At 52.4% G+C, this 21,293-nt stretch carries 14 protein-coding genes; 10 read left to right on the top strand and 4 right to left on the bottom strand.

What is annotated here, in order from left to right; all coding sequences use genetic code 11:
• Positions 1-68: 68 nt before the first annotated feature.
• A complete protein-coding gene (locus tag L2Y54_RS15435) occupies positions 69-1,169 on the top strand; it encodes a hypothetical protein (RefSeq protein ID WP_236497334.1) in 1,101 nt (366 codons plus the stop codon).
• Between the two features lie 85 nt (positions 1,170-1,254).
• Here L2Y54_RS15435 and L2Y54_RS15430 read toward each other — a convergent pair whose 3' ends face one another.
• The 4 genes from L2Y54_RS15430 to L2Y54_RS15415 all read right to left on the bottom strand — a co-directional run bounded on the left by L2Y54_RS15430 (position 1,255) and on the right by L2Y54_RS15415 (position 7,845).
• On the bottom strand, positions 1,255-4,614 hold the full coding sequence (locus tag L2Y54_RS15430) for a transglutaminase family protein (RefSeq protein WP_236497333.1): 3,360 nt from the start codon (positions 4,612-4,614) through the stop codon (positions 1,255-1,257).
• A complete protein-coding gene (locus L2Y54_RS15425) occupies positions 4,615-5,574 on the bottom strand; it encodes an alpha-E domain-containing protein (RefSeq protein WP_236497332.1) in 960 nt (319 codons plus the stop codon). It lies immediately after the preceding gene.
• Positions 5,574-7,085: a circularly permuted type 2 ATP-grasp protein gene (locus L2Y54_RS15420; RefSeq protein WP_236497331.1), complete on the bottom strand. Its 1,512-nt coding sequence runs from the start codon at positions 7,083-7,085 to the stop codon at positions 5,574-5,576. The genes L2Y54_RS15425 and L2Y54_RS15420 overlap by 1 nt, the downstream gene beginning before the upstream one ends.
• Positions 7,086-7,212: 127 nt before the next feature.
• Positions 7,213-7,845, bottom strand: a complete 633-nt coding sequence (locus L2Y54_RS15415; protein WP_311196198.1) for an arylesterase — start codon at positions 7,843-7,845, stop codon at positions 7,213-7,215.
• A gap of 19 nt (positions 7,846-7,864) precedes the next feature.
• On the opposite strand from L2Y54_RS15415, the gene L2Y54_RS15410 reads away from it, so the two are divergent.
• From L2Y54_RS15410 to L2Y54_RS15370, 9 genes are all read left to right on the top strand, one after another.
• Positions 7,865-8,551, top strand: coding sequence for an ABC transporter ATP-binding protein (locus L2Y54_RS15410; RefSeq protein ID WP_236497330.1), 687 nt, complete (start codon positions 7,865-7,867; stop codon positions 8,549-8,551).
• Complete coding sequence (locus tag L2Y54_RS15405) at positions 8,548-11,001, top strand: ABC transporter permease (RefSeq protein ID WP_236497329.1); 2,454 nt, start codon at positions 8,548-8,550, stop codon at positions 10,999-11,001. The genes L2Y54_RS15410 and L2Y54_RS15405 overlap by 4 nt, the downstream gene beginning before the upstream one ends.
• Positions 11,002-11,097: 96 nt before the next feature.
• Positions 11,098-12,768: a hypothetical protein gene (locus L2Y54_RS15400; RefSeq protein ID WP_236497328.1), complete on the top strand. Its 1,671-nt coding sequence runs from the start codon at positions 11,098-11,100 to the stop codon at positions 12,766-12,768.
• 89 nt (positions 12,769-12,857) lie between these two features.
• The gene (locus L2Y54_RS15395; protein WP_236497327.1) at positions 12,858-14,459 is read left to right on the top strand and encodes an EAL domain-containing protein; all 1,602 of its coding nucleotides are present in this window, start codon (positions 12,858-12,860) and stop codon (positions 14,457-14,459) included.
• Positions 14,460-14,502: 43 nt separating this feature from the next.
• Entirely contained in the window at positions 14,503-16,185 is a 1,683-nt protein-coding gene (locus tag L2Y54_RS15390; protein WP_236497325.1) for a glucosamine inositolphosphorylceramide transferase family protein, read from the top strand.
• A complete protein-coding gene (locus L2Y54_RS15385; protein WP_236497323.1) occupies positions 16,182-17,249 on the top strand; it encodes a glycosyltransferase in 1,068 nt (355 codons plus the stop codon). Before L2Y54_RS15390 ends, L2Y54_RS15385 begins: the two co-directional genes overlap by 4 nt.
• Positions 17,234-19,018 carry a DUF4091 domain-containing protein gene (locus tag L2Y54_RS15380; RefSeq protein WP_236497322.1) on the top strand — a complete coding sequence of 595 codons (1,785 nt, stop codon included), beginning with the start codon at positions 17,234-17,236 and terminating at the stop codon, positions 19,016-19,018. The genes L2Y54_RS15385 and L2Y54_RS15380 overlap by 16 nt, the downstream gene beginning before the upstream one ends.
• Positions 19,015-20,217, top strand: a complete 1,203-nt coding sequence (locus L2Y54_RS15375) for an O-antigen ligase family protein (protein WP_236497321.1) — start codon at positions 19,015-19,017, stop codon at positions 20,215-20,217. Before L2Y54_RS15380 ends, L2Y54_RS15375 begins: the two co-directional genes overlap by 4 nt.
• On the top strand, positions 20,214-21,281 hold the full coding sequence (locus tag L2Y54_RS15370) for a glycosyltransferase (protein ID WP_236497318.1): 1,068 nt from the start codon (positions 20,214-20,216) through the stop codon (positions 21,279-21,281). Before L2Y54_RS15375 ends, L2Y54_RS15370 begins: the two co-directional genes overlap by 4 nt.
• The last annotated feature ends 12 nt before the right edge of the window (positions 21,282-21,293 follow it).

Here is a 21,293-nt window from a genome sequence, read left to right as displayed (position 1 = left end):
AATATATAAACTCATCAAATAAATATGGTTAATTATATGTACAGAATTAATCTGTGGAGGATAACCTGATGACTTTCGCACAAAAACTGCCGGACATCCTGCTTGTGGGTGCGGTAACGTGGAGTTTGGCTAGTTGCGGTGGCGGCGGCGGCGGAACGGCACAGAACAATAGCAGTACGATGCAAGGCGTTGACTTGAGGCAGGCAATTGCCAGCAACACCTACATCAACAGCACTGGGCAACGTATGTTTACCTTCGATGCCAGCGGCAACGGGGTAGCGTATGCAAATATCGCTGACGCCAACTTTGACAGCAAATACAAAACTACTGCTATTACATGGAATATTGATGGCTCCAACCTAACCATCGCAACAGGTAGTAACCAAGAAATATTACATGTGTCGCCTGATGGCGGGACGTTGACAGGGGCAACAGGAAGCCCCGTCTCCTACACCAAGGCAAAGCCGTTATCAGTAGCCTCACTGAATGGCAAGCATTTATCCGAAAACATTGCAGCGGGCAGTGAGTGTGCCGCACGAACCCTATCATTTTCCGGCAACACATTGACTGTCCGGGAAGCCTGCGGCAACACCTTTAATCAAATCGACCTTGCAGTGGAGGAGGTTTCCAGTATCCAAGGCATCATCCAAGCAACAGGCTCCTTTAATGGCTACGGCCTTTCCTACCATATCGCGTTACAGGATGGGGATGTCAACAAACAAAGCACGCTAGCTATACGGGCAGAAAAGGAGGGGGAGTTCTCCATTGCATCATCCAACATGAGTACATCATCCAACATGCTCCTGAACAGCGTACTAAAAGGGGTGGACACCTCCCCTTCCATGTGGACGAGCAAATTTACTTCAGCGCCCTCACCATCGGTGCAAACGATTGGCTTAGGAGTCACTCCAGGATTCACCGCTACCAACAAAGCAGGATGCGGATTGTTTGACCAGCATTATTACACCTGCCCAGAAGATAGTGATCTTGCAAAAATATTACCGGAAAGCTGTGTACATACTGCACCAATATGGATGGTAAAAGCCGGAGGGATTGCGTGCCTGCTGAAAGGGGATAACCCTCTTGAAGCCTACCTTTTCGGGCATGATGGCAAATCAAAAATTGGGGTATCTCTAGACGTTGACCGCGACCCCAAGCTAACACCATAAAGGCAGCGCAAGCTCGTCCCGCAAATTTCGTTACCTTCCCATTCTCCCCTCTGCTGACAAGGGGAGGTTAGGAGGGGTTTCTTTCTTACCCCCGCCGTAAATCCAGCGTATACGGATAATCCGCATTCACCTCTTCCGGCGGCGGACTCATCGGCTGCGGCTTCGCCCCATGCTCATAGAACGCCCGCGTCGCCTCCGACAAGAACTTCGGCTCAATCACACCCGGCGTATGCTCCTCACGGAAACGCGAGAAGCGCCGACTTTCCGCTTCATACGCATTCACTGGGAAGATCTCGGAATTGCGCCCGCCCGGATGCGACACATGGTAAGTGCAACCACCCACCGAACGCCCATTCCACGTATCAATAATGTCGAACACCAGCGGCGCATGAATCCCAATGGTCGGATGCAACGCGGAAGGCGGCTGCCAAGCGCGGAAACGCACCCCCGCCACATACTCACCCTTCACGCCCGTCGCCTTCATCGGCACACGTCGCCCATTACACGCCACCACATAGCGCGAATCGGTCAAGCCGTTGATTTTCACCTGCACCCGTTCCAGCGACGAATCCACAAACCGCGCCGTGCCTTGGCTACTCAATTCCTCGCCCAACACATTCCACGGCTCCAGCGCCGCACGCAATTCCAGCTCAATGCCGCAATATTGCACTCGTCCATACACCGGGAAACGGAACTCGTGGAACGGCGCGAGCCATTCCAATTGGAACGGATAGCCAGCCGCCTGCAAATCCGCACACACGTCCTTCATGTCTTCCCACACGTAATGCGGCAGCATGAAACGGTCGTGCAATGCAGTGCCCCAACGCACCAGCCGATGCGCATACGGCGTATTCCAGAAACGCACCATCAGGGTACGAATCAGCAACATCTGCACCAGCGACATCCGCGCATGAGGCGGCATTTCAAAGCCACGGAATTCCAGCAAGCCTTGGCGACCGCTGAAAGAATCCGGTGAATACAGCTTGTCGATGCAGAACTCCGCCCGATGCGTATTGCCGGTAATATCAATCAGCAAGTTACGCAGCAAACGGTCAACCAACCAGGGCTGATCATTGTGTCCGCTCGGCATTTGTTGGAACGCAATTTCCAGCTCATACAAACTCTCATCCCGCGCCTCATCTACCCGTGGCGCTTGGCTGGTCGGCCCCAAGAACATCCCCGAAAACAGATAAGACAGCGCCGGATGGTGCTGCCAGAACGTCAACAAACTGCGCAACACATCCGGCTGACGCAAGAACGGGCTATCGCTCGGCGTAGCCGCACCCAGTGTGACGTGATTGCCACCGCCCGTGCCGGTATGCCGCCCATCCAGCATGAATTTTTCCGCGCCTAGCCGTGACAACCGTGCCTCTTCGTACAACAGCTCAGTATTCTGAACCAATTCCTGCCACGTCGTCGCCGGATGAATATTCACCTCGATAACACCCGGATCAGGCGTAACCTTAAACGACTTCAAGCGCGGATCAGACGGCGGCTCGTAGCCTTCCAGCAAAATCGGCATCTTCAATTCAGCAGCGGTGGTTTCCAGCGTCGCCACCAAATCCAGATAATGCTCCAGGAAATGCAGCGGCGGCAGGAACACATACAAACGCCCTTCCCGCGCCTGCACACACAAGGTAGTACGCGGCACTTCGCGCCATTCCTTCACCATCGTTTTGGTCGCATCCGCGTGCTGCAACGTCGACTCAGGCGGGGCAACATACGCGCTGTAACGCTGCTCGACTTCGCCGTGGAAATCTGCCAACGCCGGGCGATCTTCAAACGGGCAAGGCTGCGCTTCGACTTCACGCTCGTCTTCAGCCGTCCACGCCAAACTATCCAGTGGCAGGCGGAAACCCATCGGCGAATTGCCCGGAATCAAATACATCTCTTGGCGGCGGAATTCCCACGGCGCACTCGCCCAGCTTTTCGTCGCATCATCCCAACGCAACGGCAGCGCGTACCCCGTCGGCACATCCAACCCGCGCTGCAACGCCATCACTAAATCGTTCCGGTGCTTACTATCCCGCAAATTCAGGGTCAACCAATCCACATTCGCAGGCTGATTCGCCTCTTTCCACAAATAATACAAACGGTCTTCGTAACCCGGCACGAGGTACTTTTTGTTCAACGCCAACTTGGCGCACACCGTTTCGGCAAACACCTTGGCGTGCTTATCGTTGTAGCCATAATCCTTCTGATCGTCCGCCACCAGTGCGGGATCTTTCCACACTGGCACGCCGTCCGGTCGCCAGAAACAACCCAACGCCCAACGCGGGAACGGTTCACCCGGATACCACTTGCCCTGCCCAAATTGCAGCGCACTGCCCGGCGCAAACACCTTCTGCATCCGCCGCAACAACACACCCGCCCGTTCGCGCTTGTGTTCGCCCAAGGCTGCTGTATTCCACTCCGCACCATCCATATCGTCGATGGAAACGAAGGTCGGCTCACCGCCCATCGTCAAGCGCACATCGCCACGCACCAAATCGGCTTCGACCTGATTGCCCAGTGCCAGCACATCCGCCCACTGCTCATCCGAATACGGCTTAGTCACACGCGGGTCTTCAAGAATGCGGCGCACATTATTATGGAAATCAAACTCGACTTCGCATTTATCGGTGAAACCATCAATCGGCGCAGCACTGCTAGGCGAAGGCGTACACGCCAACGGAATATGCCCCTCACCTGCAAACAGCCCCGACGTTGGGTCAAGCCCGATCCAGCCTGCACCCGGCAAATACACTTCTGTCCAAGCGTGCAAATCGGTGAAATCCACTTCTGTCCCGCTAGGGCCATCCAACGCCTTTTGGTCAGCCGTCAATTGCACCAAATAGCCCGACACAAACCGCGCCGCCAAGCCTAAATGCCGCAAAATTTGCACCAGCAACCACGCCGAATCGCGGCAAGACCCCGTTTTCTTGGTCAGCGTTTCCTCACACGATTGCACCCCCGGTTCGAGGCGGATGTTGTAACCAATGTCCTGCTGCAAACGGCTGTTAATCGCCACCAAAAACAGCACGGTATTCGGCTGCTTGTGATCAACACCCTTCAGCCATTCCTTCAATAATTCGCCGTCTTCGGCAATTTCCAAGTACGGAATCAGCTCTTTCTGTAACGCTTTGTCGTACTTGAACGGGTACTTCATGGCGTAATCTTCCACGAAGAAATCGAACGGGTCGATCGTCACCATATCGGCTATGACATCGACTTCCACGCTGAATTCCATGGTCTTTTCCGGGAATACCAGTCGTGCCAGCCAGTTACCGAACGGATCTTGCTGCCAGTTGATGTAATGCTTTTCCGGCTTGATTTTTAACGAATACGCCAGAATCGGCGTGCGCGAATGCACCGCTGGGCGCAAGCGCACCACATGCGGCGACAGGCTTACCGGGCGATCAAATTTGTACCCGGTGTAATGGTTTAAAGCGACGTGAATACTCATTTAAAGCCCTTGTGTTTGCTGTTGACCACTACGATCAGGATAAAACCATGTCTTGGCAATCTCGGCGTGCAATACGCCCAGTTCGCTCTGCAAATAGTCCATCAAGGTGTGTACATGTTCTGCGGGAATCGCACCAACATCTTGTGCTTGCGAATGCTCCAGCACCCGTTGCGCCATCGTCATCGGCATGTCGGGGTCAGGCAAATAGCGCATCCGACGGCTCATTGCCGCCAAGGAATAACCCACCGAGCCGGGGAATGCGTTGTCGTTCATCAAAAAGCGCATCACGCTCGCGCCTTCGACCCGTGAATGGATGTGCTGCAAATACATCTGCCGCGCACTCAAGGCTTGCAACAAGTTTGTCCACAAGATGCCGTCATATTTACGCAGCGTGTCGCTACGATCATCCGACAACAGCAAGGATGTCATTTCCAGAATCCGGCTGGTCATGTCGGTACGTTCCAGATGTTTACCGATTTGCATGAAATCGAAGCTGTGGTCACGGCTCATGTGACTATCCAATGCACCACGGATGCACTGGCAATGCTTCATGACTTCACGCAGGAAAATCTGCCGCGCGTAACGGTCAGCAATGCGCGGCAAGCTATTGGTCATCAGCAAATGAATCTGGTTGGCCTGTGCCCAGATTTCTTCCGGCAACACATCCAGCGAGGTGCGCACGTTTTCGCGCACATTCGCCAGCGAGGTTGCCAACGACGATGGATTATTGATGTCCGCAATCAGGAATTGCATGATATTGGCTTCATTGCCGCGCTCGTAATGTTCGCTGAAAACCTTTTCAGCGTTGAACAAGCGAATCAGGGTGAACCAGTTGATTTCCATGCGCCCCGGTAAATCCATCAGCAACGCGGTATGCACGTTGATCAGGCGGGCGGTTTTTTCGGCACGTTCTAAGTAACGTGCCATCCAGTAAACACGTTCAGCTACACGGGATAACATCAGACTTCCTCCCCTTCCACGACATCGCCCACAATCCAAGTGTCTTTGCTGCCGCCGCCTTGCGACGAATTCACCACCAATGAACCTTCCACCAGTGCCACGCGGGTCAAGCCGCCCGGTGTGACAAAGATGTCCTTACCACTGAGGATGAACGGACGTAAATCCACATGGCGCGGCGCAATTTTGATACGGCTTTTCGGATCAGTGGTACGACGATGCACGTCAGCTTCAGTATCGGTTTCGCACGAAGTCGGCGTCACCGATAGGCTCAAGGTCGGCTGAGCAATGTAATTGTTAGGGTCTTCCTGAATCAGCTTGCGGAATTCCTCAACTTTTTCAGCCGTGGAATGGGGGCCGACCAACATGCCGTAACCGCCAGATTCGTTGGCAGGTTTTACCACTAATTCTGCCAAATGTTCCAGCACGTATTCGCGGTCTTTATCGCGACGGCACACGTAGGTTGGCACGTTCGGCAGCGTTGGTTCTTCGCCGAGATAATAGCGAATCATGTCCGGCACGTAAGCGTAGATGACTTTATCATCTGCCACGCCACATCCCGGTGCATTAGCAATGGCAACCTTGCCCGCTTTCCATGCACGCATAATACCGGGCACACCGAGCATCGAATCTTCACGGAACACTTCTGGGTCAATGAAATCGTCATCAATACGGCGGTAGATCACGTCAACGCGCTCCAAGCCTTTAATGGTTTTCATGTAGACGTATTCGTCTTTACCCACCACCAAATCCGCGCCTTCCAGCAACACCAAACCCGCTTGTTGCGCAAGGAATGCGTGTTCAAAGTAGGCGGAGTTGTAGATACCGGGGGTCATCAATGCGATGGTCGGGTCATCCAGATCAGGGCGCAATGAGGCGAGCATTTCGTACAATTGCGCGGGGTAATTGCTCACCGGACGAATCGGCAGGGTATTGAAAATTTCCGGCAGCACCCTTTTGGTGATATTGCGGTTTTCCAGCATATACGCCACGCCAGACGGCACTCGCAGGTTGTCTTCCAGCACGTACAGCACACCATCACTGTGCCGTACCAAATCAGAGCCGCAAATATTTGCCCAAACACCGTGCGGCGGGGTCATGCCGATGCACGCTTTGCGGTAGCCTTTCGATTGCAGCACGATGTCAGCGGGCATTACGCCGTCTTTGAGGATTTTGCCACCGTTGTAGATGTCCTGAATGAACATATTTAGTGCACGTATGCGTTGCTTCAGCCCTATTTCGGTGCAATCCCATTCTGCTGCAGGGATAATGCGCGGAATAATGTCAAACGGCCAAGCGCGGTCAATGTTGCCCGCATCGCTGTAAACCGTGAACGTTATGCCCATTTCACGGATAACAGCCTCGGATTCCTGCACACATTGGCGGAAACGGTCGGGGGTGAGGTGACGCAGATACTCGACCAGCTTGTAGCTGGCTTCGCGCGGTTGATGCACCGCAGCAATCAATTCGTCATACAACGAACCGGGATCATACTGATTCCATTCTTTTTTCATAGACTTATTCCAGTCAGGAGTCGATGTTGTAAACAGCGGCTGTCAACAGCCTGCAAACCTTATTGTTGTAATACATCTAGCAAGATTCATGCCCAAGCGTGAAGGATGTTTTGCTCCAGATTTGCCCCTAGAGTGCTGCTTCTAATACTTTCCAGACATTTTCCAGTATTTGTGGTTGGGCTTCCGCCGTGGGATGTAAGCCATCCGCTTGCATCAAATCCCAATTTTCCGCAATACCGTCCAGCAGGAAAGGCAGCAAGGGAAGTGTATACTGTTTGGCTAGGTCGGTGTAGGTGGCGCTAAACTTTTCAGTGAAAGTTGTGCCGTAATTGGGTGGTAACTGGATGCCTAGCAAGATGACCTTGGTATCAGCAGCTTGCGAGAGCGTAATCATCTGTTCCAGATTGCGGCGCATGGTAGGCAAGTCGATGCCGCGCAAGCCGTCATTTGCACCGAGTTCCAGCAAGACATAATCGGGGTCGTGCTGTTTGAGTGCTTCCGGTAAACGGGTCAAGCCGCCTGCGGTGGTTTCGCCGCTGATGCTGCCATTCACCACCTTATAATGGTCGCCCAGTTTGGTTTGTAACAAGCTGACCCAGCCTTTTTCGACTGGAATGCCATACGCAGCGCTCAAGCTATCCCCCCAGACCAATAAGGTTGAGGAATTTTTGCTGGTAGGGGTGGTCTCATCCGCCATAACCACAGTCGTGACTGGTAAAAAACCGCATAGGCAAAAGATCAGGTAAAGTGTGCGTAACATCAACGGATTCCTTAAGAATATGAACAAAACGATTATTCAGACCACTAACTTGGTCAAAACTATCCCCCAAGCGGGACGTGAATTGCAAATTCTCCGAGGCGTAAGCCTTGCTATTGACACGGGCGAGTCGGTTGCGATTACTGGGCTATCGGGTTCGGGCAAAAGCACCTTGCTGGGTTTGCTGGCGGGTTTGGATTTGCCGACCAGCGGTACGGTCATGTTATTTGGGCAAAACCTTGACGGTTTGGATGAAGACCAGCGGGCAGCGTTGCGGCTGGGGCGGGTCGGGTTTGTGTTTCAAGCGTTTCATTTATTGGAAAATTTAACGGCGTTGGAAAATGTCATGTTGCCATTGGATCTTACCCCCCATCCCAGCCTTCCTCCGCAAGGGGGGAAGGAGCAAAGAGCCATCGAAGCCTTGCAGCAAGTGGGGTTGGGTGAGCGTTTGAGCCATTACCCGAACCAGCTTTCGGGCGGGGAGCAGCAACGGGTGGCATTGGCGCGGGCGTTTGTGACTCGCCCACAAATTTTGTTCGCGGATGAGCCAACCGGCAATCTTGACCGCGCCACGGGGCATGAAATCAGTGAATTGCTGTTTGCGTTGCAGGAAAAATTCCAAACGACCTTGGTATTGGTGACGCACGATGATACCTTGGCGGCACGTTGCCAGCGACATTATCGGATGGAAGAGGGGACGCTGGTATGAAGTTGCTGTTTCAACATTGGCAACAACGCTGGCGGATGCCGGAGTTGCGTTTGTTATTGCTGGCATTGGTGGTGTCGGTGACGGTAGTGACGTCGGTGGGCTTTTTTGCAAGCCGGGTGGAAAATGCCATGCAGGCGCAAGCCCGTCAGCTTTTGGGTGGTGATTTGGTACTGACGGCAGCACGCCCGTTGGATAAGGCTTATGTGCAACAGGCACAAGCATTGGGGTTGGAAACGGCGGAAACTGTGAGTTTTCCCAGCATGGCATCAATCGGTGAGAAGTTGCAACTGACGCAATTGAAAGCGGTTTCCAGCGCTTATCCCTTGCGGGGTGATTTGAAAACGGCTGCTGCACCGAATGCGGCTGAAGTGCTTTCCACCGGAAGTGTGCCTGCAAAAGGTGAGATTTGGGCAGAAGCGCGGTTGTTCGCCGAATTGGGCGTGCAGCCGGGGGCAACCGTGACCTTGGGGCGTAGTACTTTCACATTGACGCGGGTGGTGACGCAAGAGCCGGATCGTAGCAGCAATTTGTTCCAGCTTGCGCCGGTAGTGTTGATGAATCTGGAGGATTTGCCCGCTACGCAATTGTTGTCGCCTGCAAGTCGGGCGCGTTTCAATCAGTTGTTTGCTGGGGAACTCAAGCTGATTAAGCAGTTGCAGCAGGATCTTGAACCGCAATTAAAGCCGACGGAGCGGGTACGCACCTTGGATGAAGATTTGGCATCGGTGCAGCAAACCTTGCAGCGTTCGGGGCGTTTCTTGGGGTTGGCGGCATTATTGAGTGTGGTATTAGCGGGGGCGGCAGTGGTGCTGACTTCCGCGAGTTTGATGCGGCGGGAATTGCCTGCGGTGGCGGTGTTGAAAGCGATGGGAATGTCGCGGCGGCAAGTGTTGGTGGATTATGCGTTTTCGCTGTTGTTGACGGCGTTGCTGGCAGCCGCGATTGGGGTGGCATTGGGCTTGCTGTTGCAGTTTGGCTTGGCGGAGTGGTTGAGCCGCTTTGTGGGTAAGGAATTGCCTGCACCGAGTGCCATGCCTGCGTTGAGCGGTTTATTGACGGCGGTGGTGTTGCTGCTGGGGTTTGCGTTGCCGCCGTTATTGCGCTTGGTCAATACCTCGCCGATGCAAATTTTGCAAGGTGCGTTGCAAGGAACGCAGCAATCAACCTGGTTGGTGGTGGTGTGTTTGGTGTCGGCGGTGTTTGGCCTGCTGTGGTTGCAGGCGCGGGATGTGCTGCTGGCGGGATTATTGCTGGTCGGGCTGATCGTTGGAATTGGTTTGTTTGTGGCATTGGCGGGGGCGGGTTTGCGCTTGGTACAGAATGTGGGTAAACGTGCCGGTTGGGGTTGGTTGCCTGCGTTAGGGCGTTCCAAACGGGCGGTGCTGTTGGTGGTGGTGTTTGCCACGGGATTGTTTGCGTTGCTGTTGTTGACCACGGTGCGTACCGATTTGCTGGATCGTTGGGAGCAAACTTTGCCAGCGGATGCACCGGATCATTTCCTGATTAATATCCAACCGGCAGAAGCGGAGCCGTTGCAACGTTTCTTGAATGAGCGTGGCGTGAAAACGAATCTATACCCGATGATTCGGGGGCGTTTGGTGGAAATCAACGGCAAACCCGTGAAGGCAGATGATTATCAGGAACAGCGGGCGCAACGTTTGCTGGAACGTGAATTTAACCTGTCATCGTTTGCAACGTTTCCGGCGAGTAATGCCTTATTGGAGGGAGAATGGTTTGACGGGAAGCGGGGCGGTTTGTCGATTGAGCAGGGTATTGGTGAAACCTTAAGCTTTGGCATGGGCGACAAGCTGACGTTTGATATTGCGGGGCAACGGCTGAGCGATACCGTGACCAGTGTGCGCGAAGTGCGTTGGGACAGTATGCAGCCAAATTTCTTTGTGATTGCTGCACCGGGCAGTGTGGATGCCTTGCCGCAAACGTTGATTACCAGCGTCCATTTGGGTGAGCAAAAGCCGTTGGTGACGGCGTTGATTCGCCAGTTTCCCAGCGTGACCGCGATTGATGTGGGGGCGATTGTGAACGAAGTGCGTTCACTGGTGGGGCAAGTGAGTCTGGCGGTACAGGGGATTTTTGTGTTCACCCTGATTGCCGGGGTGGTGGTATTGGTGGCAGCGTTGCAGTCCCAAAAGGCGGAGCGGCGGCGTGAATTGGCGATCCTTAAATCCTTGGGGGCAGGGCGGGCATTGCTGCAACGGCGTATTTGGGGGGAGTTTTTATTGCTGGGGGCATTGGCGGGCGCGTTAGCTGGGTTGCTGGCATTAACGGCGGGCAATGTGTTGGCGTATTCCTTGTTTGATCTGGATATGCGCCTGAATTTATTGCCGCTGCTTATCGGGACAGTGTTGGGCAGTCTGTTGGTCGGGGTAGCGGGGTATTGGAATTTACGGGGCTTGCTGGCTGTGTTGCCTTTATCCTTGCTGAAAACCTGAGGGGGAATGCCGCGATTGTCGCCTCATGTTCGCCTGTTGTCTGGCGTGCTGTTACACTCGGAAGATATATAAAAAATAATAGTGGACACAGCGAACATGGCTACCGAAGAAGCGCAGATTTCCAACCATCGATTTATTCCCCTGTCACCCAGCAAGGCGCGTGAGTGGATTGCCGCCTTGCCATTGACTGACCCCGGTGAAACCACACGGCGAATTTTTCACGGTCTGGTGGATTTGAACCGGCGGGCGTTGCCTGCAATGGCACGTTTGCAGATCAGTGAAATGTTGCGCCCCGCCGTTGATGTGGCGCTGGAGGCATTACAACGTCACTTGGAGGCGCGGGCATTCCCCTTAACCTTGAAAAGTCAGAAGATTTTTGAGCTTACCCAGTCGTTGATGCTGGAGTTTGCCGGGTCGTATCAAGTCGCGGCGTTGGATATGATGACCAAAAAAGAGGGCAATAAAAAGTCCTTGCAACTGGCGATTTATCGGGCGCTGGATTTCATGGGCAAGGTGCTATTGCTCACGTATTCGGTCTATGTGCGCACCCGCGAAACCTTGTGGCACGACATTCACCACCTCTATTTATTGGCGGTTGAAAATGGCGTGGAAAAGATTGCTTTGCGGGATGCTGCCCCCGGCGCACCAACGATTGAAACCCGCTACACCCAGATGAATTTGTTGGCGCTGGCCAAACCTTACTGCTTACGTCAGGGGGAAGCTGGGCGTTTAATGCAGTATTTCACGCAATACACGCATGTGGTGATGATTTCACGGGATACTGGTGGGGAACAGATGGGGGCTTATGTTCATGCCGCGATTCTCAATAGTGACGAACCGGCAGTGATGATGTTGGCGAGTGATTTGCCACATTCACCCACGGTGCGGGTGCTGAATTTGAGTGCGTTGGTGGCGCAGATGGATGCGCACATCCGTGAGCTGGAGGCGAAGGGTGTACCCGCCATGATCCTTCAGGAAGGTTTGAGCCGTAACCTTGCCAAGCGGGTCATTTATCACCTGACGGCGGTGCAGAACCGCAGTTATAACCGCTTTCCGAAAAATGAGCAGATTGGCATGGTCACGCGGATGCCGGATGTGTTGTCGGTGATTCGCCGCGCCCATAAAACCGAAGCGAGTGAGGATGCGGAAGCTGAAGACATGTTGTTCAATGTGTTTATGGCGAGTGATTACGAAGATGAGGGCGAGGCACGCAAAGCAGTGATCCATCGGGTAGCTGAGGATGAGGGGGCATGTATCCAAACATGGCGAGTGATGAATACCAGTGTGGGCGGTTATGGTTTGCGGTGGGAAGGCAAGGAGGCGTCGGGTGCACGAGTGGGTGAAATTGTAGCCTTGCGTGACTTCAACGCGGAAAGTTCGGTCTGGATGATCGGTGTGATTAAGTGGATGGAATTTGTCGCGGGTAAGGGTTTGTGCAGCGGCGTTGAATTGCTGTCTACCAAAATCATGGAGGTGTCAGTGTTGCAAGTACTGAACCGTCAGGTGACACAGAAAATGCCACAGGAAGGCTTGATGTTGCCCAGTATTGAGGGCGTGCGCCCTGACCCAGCGTTGATTTTGCCCGCCTATATTTTTCAGGTCAGCGATGAAATCCGTTTGGAATTTGCCGAGCGTGAAGAGCGGGTGCGGTTGGTATTGCTGGATGAATGTTTGGGGGCGTTTGCGTATTTCCGCTTTACCACACTGGTTGATAAAGGGTTGGAAGAAGATGAGGATGACTTTACTTCATTGTGGCAGTCCCTTTAAACCACGCGTCTCGCAGTTCATCCCCTAGTCATACTCGATAATCGGTCTTTATCTAGGTTTGTCATGAGGTGATGCGTATCTTCTGTGGTATGAGAAAGCAGAAGATACATTGTGTTGTCGTTGATCAGGATGTCGAGGTAACAGCCTCGCTGGATGCTGCCTTGCGCCATTCTGATATGCTGCTGGAGCTGAAACAAGTGGCATCAGTGCAGCAACTGATCCCCGTGTTGCAAGAGCTTCAGCCGCACCTGTTGTTTTGCCCGCACGATAAAACCAAGCCAGCGACTGAGTTATTGGAGACGTTGCAGCGTTATTCGCCTGATACCTTGCTGGTGTGGGTGGCGCGTGATGAATGGCAGGGTTTAACGACTTGGTTGATGGGGGTGGAGTCTTGTATCCTGCCGCTGAATGACTTGGAATACTTTTCCCAATACATTGATTTTTTGCTGCGCTATTCCGCGATTAAACAGGATTTTCGTGACTGTAAACACTTGTTGGGGGTGGCGGAATTGCGCTGCCATTGGCTGGTGGATTATTCATGGGAAGCGATTGCCTATATTTCTCAGGGAATGCATTTGTATGCGAACAATGCCTATGTGACCTTGTTTGGGTTTGAAAGCATGGCAGAAGTGCGTTCCATGCCGGTGGCACATTTGGTGGATAGCCCGGAGCGCAAAACCTTTGAAGCCATGAGTAAGTCGGCTGATGTCGGTAGTAAGCCTTCTAACCGTTTATTGATTACCTTACGCACGCTGGAGGGTGAACGGATGCGTGGGGAAGTCCGTTTCATCCCGGCGGTGCTTAAGGGCAAGCGCTGCACCCAGTTACATGTGCGCCCGCTGGAGCGCAATATGCTGAAAGGCGTTTCCCTGCGTAAGCAGGATAACCCCTGGGAGGCTACAGAGCAGCGTTTGCAAAATGCGGCTGCGCCGCGTGTTGCACCAGCCATTAACCATGAGCAGTTATCCCGCACACTACCTAACGGCGTTTCACACACTGTGCCAATTGTGCCGCCAGCCGTGGCGGGGATGAAAATGGTTTTCCACAAACTTCAGCGCATGAAGGAAAACTTGCCGAGTATTTATTTGGCAGAACCTGAGTTTCAACAAAAGACACAGAAATTAGACTACGCCGCGTTAGTCAAACAATTGGGTAATGGGGACGGGCGTTCGCGGTTGGATTACTGGAATCTTGGGCAAGTGGTGCTGCACCTGTCATCTCAGGGGAATGAAAAGCCCAGTTATCTGGTTTTTGTGTCGGTAGGCAGTGCAATTCTGAATAATGAAACCGAGCTAAAGCGGGTAGTCGAGTTGTTGAATGCTGCGCCGGATGCGGCGAAACGGATAGTATTGGCACTTTCCTATCAGAATTGCATGGCGCACCTCTCGCAATTTGGCAAAGTTATTAAGCTGTTGAAAGCACTCGGTGTGCGCTTGGCGGTTGATGGTCTGTCAGATTCGCCTCAAGCGCTGAAATTTGCCCAAACGGTGAAGCCCGTTTTGGTGAGTGTGGAGGTCGGTTTGGTTAATGAGAGTATCCGCAGTGCTAATATTGAGCGTTTGCAGCGCTTAATTTATCAATTAGCCGATAGCCGCTGCAAGGTGATTATTCCGTCTGTTCAGGATAAGCAATTCCTCAAAGTGGCTTATTCCACCGCTGCCGCCTATGTACAGGGTGGCGCAATGACATAAGCAATCGGTAACAATGACTAACAATAGTAAGTGAGCGTCGTTAATGTCTGTGAACGCTTTCAGGGCTGCCCTAGTCGTAGAGGGCGAATACATTGCCGCATGGCAGTATCAAATGCTGGAGCGTTTACTCGCATCCGGTTGTGTGCACTTGGTGATGGTTGTTTTTCGTCAGCCTGTTGCGTTGACACTGCTACAACGCCTTAACGCCGCCTTATTGAATGCCTTGCATTATGTTGATGGTAAGTTGTTCAAATGCCCGGTAGCGGCACAGCAACCCACCAGTTTTCTGCATTTACTGGGGGATGTGGGGTGCTGCGATGCGGGTGGCAAGCGTTACCACACTTTGCTTGAGCAGCAAACGTTGGATGTGGTGATTGATTTAAGTACGCAGACACCGTTGGCTGAATTGGTTGATGTGGCTCCATACGGTGTGTGGCGGCACTTTTTTGGTCAGGCGTTTGAGTGTTCCGATCGTTACACCGGCATTCGGGAATACGCTAATCAGCAAGCCGAGATACTCTCAGGTCTTGAGCGTTGGATGGCTGGTCAAACTGCCCCTGAGTATATTTTCGCTGCGACGACTAGCACCGATGCGGCTTCAATTAACCGTGGGATCGAGCGTACCTTGTGGAAAATGGCGGACTTTATTCCGCAGCGTTTACAAGAACTGCTGAACCTTGGGGAAAATACATTTTCTCAAAACGTGAAGGTGCGGATGCAGCCCTTAGCATTAGCGCCGCCGGAAAAAACAGCGCATTTCGGTGTGGCTGCGATACTGCAAGTGTTATGGCGTTACCCCAATAATTTCCTCAATAAATTATTCATTTCCCTGTTTCGTGCGGAACAATGGATTTTGCTCAGTAAAGCCACAGGAGCGTTGACAGAGGCGGGGGCATTGGAACAATTTCGTAAATGGATTCCGCCGCGTGACCGTTTTTGGGCTGACCCGTTTGTGGTTGAGTACTCCGGTGAACAATACGTATTTTTTGAGGAATTGATTTACGCACGGGGCATTGGGCATTTGGCTTGTGTGCGGCTGAATGCCGACGGTTCGCATTCTGACCCGGTGACTATTTTGGAAAAGCCCTACCACCTGTCGTATCCGTTTGTGTTTCAGCATCAGGGGCAGTATTACATGATTCCCGAAACGGCGGGCAATCATACGGTGGAGGTTTACCGATGCGAAGACTTTCCGCACCGTTGGGTGTTTGAGAAGAATCTGATGACCGGTGTGGAAGCCTACGATGCGACATTAATGGAATACGAGGGGCGTTGGTGGTTGTTTGCGAGTATGCGCCAGGACCAACGCTGTTCACCCAGTGAAGCCTTGTATTTGTTTCATGCGGATGATCCGTTGAGTACTAAATGGCAGCCTCATCCGCAAAATCCGGTGGTGGCAAGTGCGGCGCGGGCGCGTCCGGCAGGGCGTATTTTTAATGCAGCAGGGCAATGGTATCGACCGTCACAAAATTGCGCGGGAACCTATGGGCGTGGCTTGAATATTAATCGGATTCAGCAATTGGATGTGAATACCTACCGTGAACAACTGGTTAGCCATTATTTGCCCGATGGGCAGCACGATATGAATGGAATGCACACCTTGGGTGTAAGTTCGCCAGTATCGGTGGCGGATGCGGTGCATGTGCATCGCCGTTTGGGGAGAGTGGATCGCTGGGTGGTGAAGTTAAACCGTTTTTTTAGCCAGCCGCTGGTAATCAGTTCATGACGGTACGCAGAAAAATCGCTTTGGTGGTTTACTCGCTGGGCATGGGTGGTGCAGAAAAAGTGGTGTCTGATTTGTCATTCCAGTTTGCCAAGCAACATGATGTGACGCTGATCCTGTTTGACGGCAGCCAACGCTATTACCCGTATGCGGGAGAATTGATTGATATTCAGTGTCCTTCCAAAGCGGGGTTTCTATCCAAGGTGTTCAATTTCTTGGATCGTGCCAGCCAGCTTCGGCGCATTTTTAACGTCAAGCAATTTGATACCATTATCAGTGTGATGGAACACGCCAACTTTCCTTCCATCTTGGCGAGTCGCCAAACTATTGCGGCGAATCATTGTAACCCTGAACGCAATTTCACGCGGTTTGATTGGCTGTTTGCGCGGTGGTTGTACCCGCGTGCTAAAAAAGTCATCGCGGTTTCCAGAGAAGGAATGCGTATTTTTCAGCAACACCTAGGCTTGCAAAATCTTGATTGCTTGTATAACCCGGTGAATTTGTATCGCATTCGTGAGTTAGCCAAAGAGCGTCCTGCCATTAACGTGGATGGCGCGTATATTGTGGCGGCAGGGCGCTTGAGTCCTGAAAAAAACTTTCCCGGTTTACTGGAGGCTTATGCACATTCACAAGCGTCTCAAGCGTTTAAGTTGCTGATTTTAGGGGAAGGTTCAGAGCGGGCGACGCTGGAGCAACACATTAAGCGCTTAAATCTGGAAGGGCAGGTGCTGATGCCGGGGTTTATGCGTAACCCTTACCCGTATATTGCGAATGCACAGTGTTTGGTATTGTCGAGTTTGCACGAAGGTTTCCCGGTGATTTTGATTGAAGCCTTGGGGCTAGGGCGTCCGGTGATTTCGACCGATTGTGAAACCGGGCCGCGTGAGATTATCCGTGACGGTGAGAATGGTTTATTAGTGCCAACCGCTGATCTGGAAGCGTTGGCGACGGCATTGGATCGGGTTTGCCTTGATGCTGATTTACACGCGCACTTCCAGCAACACGCGCTTCCCTCGGTGGCGTATCTGGATATTGAAAAGGTGGCAGAACAATGGCTGGCACTGTAAAGCGTTGGTATGGCTATGCTTTATTGGTGCTGGGATTGAGTGCTTGTTCGCCTGAGCCGTCACTGCCGGGTTTACAGGTGAAAGCGATTGGGCTATTGGAACGCTTTGCGCCTTTCGAGCCAGTCGTGGGTACGGATAGTGTGGCGATTTTCGCTGCCCGCAATGAATACGAGGGTTTCCAGTTTGTCATCACGGCAGGGCAAGCGGGCGCGGCAAATGTGCAAGTGAGCCTGTCGCCGTTGCGCAGTGCAGCGGGAGACGTGATTGAGGGTGTGGAAGTTTTTCGGGAACGTTATGTGAAAGTCAGTACGCCCTCCCCGCATTCGCCTTACACACCACAGTCATGGCCGGATATTTTATTGCCAGCGGTGAATACATCCCCCGGTGTAAGCAGCGCTTACCGGGCATTCCCGCAAAATTTGAGTGTAGGTGAAAACTTGCCGGTGTGGGTGGATGTGCATGTGCCTGCTGAGACTAAACCGGGGGTGTACAGCGCGAAAGTGACCGTGAGTGCGGATGGGCATGATTCAGTCGAATTGCCAGTGCAATTGACGGTGTGGGGTTTTAGCTTGCCTGCACGTTCGCCGTTGCGCACGGTGTTTGGCACGAATGGCTACCGGGTGGCGGAAATTTACGGGTTTGAGCGCACGGGGGAATCGGCGGCTGATAACCGTTTGATTCGCGCTTACAATGATTTCATGCTGGATCATTATTTGTCGCCGGAAAGTTTGTGGGATGCTTCACCTGAAGCCGGTGCAGATGGCAAACCCGATTTTCAGCGTGAGTTTGCGGGTTTGGGGACAGTGACGGAAAACATGCGCCATTACATGCAGGACAAACACGCTTCGGCGTATACCTATGTGTTTGCGGATAGCTACCCGTTTGCCGATCCTTTGGGTAAAGACCGGACTAAGGCGCAGCGTTTCATGCGGGAATATGCCGGTTGGTGTGCGGCACACGCGGGCGCAGACCGGTGTTACACCGACCCGTCGTTTGTGGATGAGCCAGATACCCGTGAGGCGTATGCGTATGCGCGGCGCTGGGGTGAATTTTTTGATGAGATGCGCTTGCCAAAGGGTGAAAAAATTCGTTATCAGGTGAGTGAGCCGCCGTTAAATGAAGACCTTGCGTTGGGTTCGTTGACCGGGGCGGTGGATGTGTGGATTCCGAAGTTCTATGATTTGTGGCGCGACGTGGATCATCTGGGTAAAAATGTCACGGCACAGCGGCTGAATGCGGGTGAAGAAGTGTGGGCATACACTGCTTTGGTACTGGATTTCAAAGCGTATCAGCAAGTGAATCCGCGTGCCGATGTGTTAAAGGGCAATTATCCTCCCGTATGGCAATTAGATTTTCCTGCGCTTAATTACCGGATTCCGACTTGGTTGTTTCACCGTTATGGCGTGACCGGTTTGGGCTATTGGGATACCTTGGCATGGGCGGAAAATACCGATATTTGGCAGGATGCGGCGAGTTTTATCAGCACTAATCCGCCGGGAATCGTATTCAATGGTGATGGTTTATTGGTGTACCCCGCGAAACGGGCGCAAACCGGATTTGATGCACCCTTGGCATCGTTGCGCCTGAAATGGATACGCGAGTCGGTGGAAGATTATATGTACATCGACCTGTTGTTGCAGGCGGGTGAAACCGAATTCGTCAACCAGCAACTGGGGCGGATTGCGCGTGATTTCGGCGATTGGGATAACCAACCCACCTTATTAATGCAAGTCCGGCAGGCGTTGGGCGAACGTCTGGCAAGTTTATGAATCACTTACGCCAAGCGGCAATATTTTTCATAATGGTGTTGGTATTTGCCTTGCCTACTGATGGCGCGGTGGAAGTGGCAGGGATGTCGCTGGTGAAAATTGCGGGCTTGATGGCGTTTGGTTTGACAGCGCTATTGTTAATTATGGGCAATGGCATTCATGCGCTGCGGGCGTTTCATACAGCGGTTTTGTTGTATGTGGCGTGGGTGATGTTGTCGTATACCTGGTCGGCAATGCCGGTTCCCTATGAAACCACGCAAGCGGTGAGTAGTGATCAAGCACTAAAAAGTAATCTGTATATTTTGGTGATCAGCTTGTTGCTGTTTCAATTGGTTACAACGGTGCAAGATATTAATAAGCTGTATATTGCTTTGGTGTTGGGATCGTTTTGGCTGGTGTATTTAATGGTCAAAGATTACCAAGTGACCACGACTACGGTGCGTCATCACATTAAGCAATTCGATGCCAATGAAGTCTCGGTCAAATTAGCGATGGTGATGCCCTTGGCGATTTATTTGCTGACACAGGTGAAACCTTGGTGGTGGCGTTTGTTGGGCGGGGCTTATTTGCCAGCGGCAGCGTTTACGATTTTGATCACGGGTTCGCGCACGGGGGCAGTGGTAATGGTGTTGGGGCTTGCCGGATTTTTGCCTACTATTCTGCGTTCGGGTTTGTTGGGGAAAGCCGCTAGTGTGTTGGTGATGGTGGTGGCATTGATTGCGGCAGCGAATGTGATTCCGCAAAAAACCATTGAGCGCATCTTTTCGACCGGAAAGGAGATTTCCAGCGGTACTTTGAATGAGCGCAGCGTAATATGGGCGAATGCGTATGAGGAATGGGAAGAAAGCCCGCTTTATGGTCATGGCTTAGGGTCTTTCCGGCGCATTATCAACCCGTACAATGTCGACTATACGGCGCATAACAGTTTTGTGGCGATTACCGCCGAGCAAGGCATTGTCGGGGTAGTGTTGTACCTGACGGTAATCGGCATTGCATTGAGTTTGGCTTGGCGTTTGCCGGGTGATGAGCGTTGGCTGTTATTGCTGATGTTACTGGTGGTAGTGATCGGGCAGATGTCCCTGACCCTGCAAGATCGGATGTATGTTTGGTTTGCCTATGCGCTGACCGCACTGAATTTTTATATTAAAAATAACGCAGTTAATGCGAAATATTTTAACAAGGTATCCGTGACGACATGAAAAAGATCGCTATTGTGATTGCTGAACTCGCTGCTCCGGGTGGTGCAGAAAAGGTCGCGGCGGATCTTGCCGAGGAATTTCGTCAACGCGATTATGACGTTACAGTTATTAAGTTTGCACGTTTGCCACCGGATATTACCCGCTACGATTTGCCTGTGCGGATGATTAATCTGGATATTCCCGAACGTCAAGGTGGTTTATTTACCCAAATTAGCCTGTTACTGCAACGTGCTTGGCAGTTCCGCCAGTTGTTTCAACGTGAAAAATTTGATCATATTTTCTCATTTTTGGAAGCGGCAAATGTGCCGTGCGTCTTGGCTTGCCCAGATGCAGTGCTTTCCATCCACCTTGACCCTGGCACGATGACCCGCAGCGAATGGCTGGCGTTTCGCTGGTTGTATCCGCGTGCGAAACGGGTGATTGCGGTGTCACGGCAAATGCAGAGTTTACTCGAAAAACAGGCGCATTTACGCAATGTGAATTGCATTTATAACCCGGTGAATACGCGGTTGATTCGTGAAAAATCACAGGAAGCGCTTGGGTTTGAGGGGCGTTTTATCCTTGCTGTTGGGCGTTTGGAAAAGCAAAAGCGGTTTGATTTGCTGATTGAAGCCTTCGCACGTAGCAAAGCCCAACATGAATGTAAGCTGTTGATTGTTGGGCGTGGTTCGCAACAAGCGTTGCTGGAGCAGAAAATTAAAACGCTGGGTATGGAGGCACGGGTGATCCTAGTGGGTTTCGATGCGAACCCCTACAAGTACATGGCGAAAGCCGAGTTTCAGGTAATGAGCAGCGATTATGAAGGCTATCCGCTGGTATTGATTGAGGCATTGTCCTTGGGCTGCCCGATTGTGTCTACTGATTGCCCGACGGGGCCGCGCGAAATTATTCGTCAAGGCGAGAACGGTTTGTTGGTGGAAAAAGGCAATGTGATGGCGCTGGCTGCGGGAATTGATGAGCTGTTTTTTGATGCGGATAAGCGTGAGCGTTTGCGGCAACAAGCACAGGAATCGGTACGGACGAATGATATTGTCGCCGTGGCTGATGCGTGGTTAGCCGCATGAGAGTGCTACGCC

The sequence above is a fragment of the Thiothrix winogradskyi genome (genome assembly GCF_021650935.1).
GTDB lineage: Bacteria > Pseudomonadota > Gammaproteobacteria > Thiotrichales > Thiotrichaceae > Thiothrix > Thiothrix winogradskyi.
Note: the sequence above shows the minus strand (reverse complement) of the source record. Positions and strands in the feature narration are given on the sequence as shown.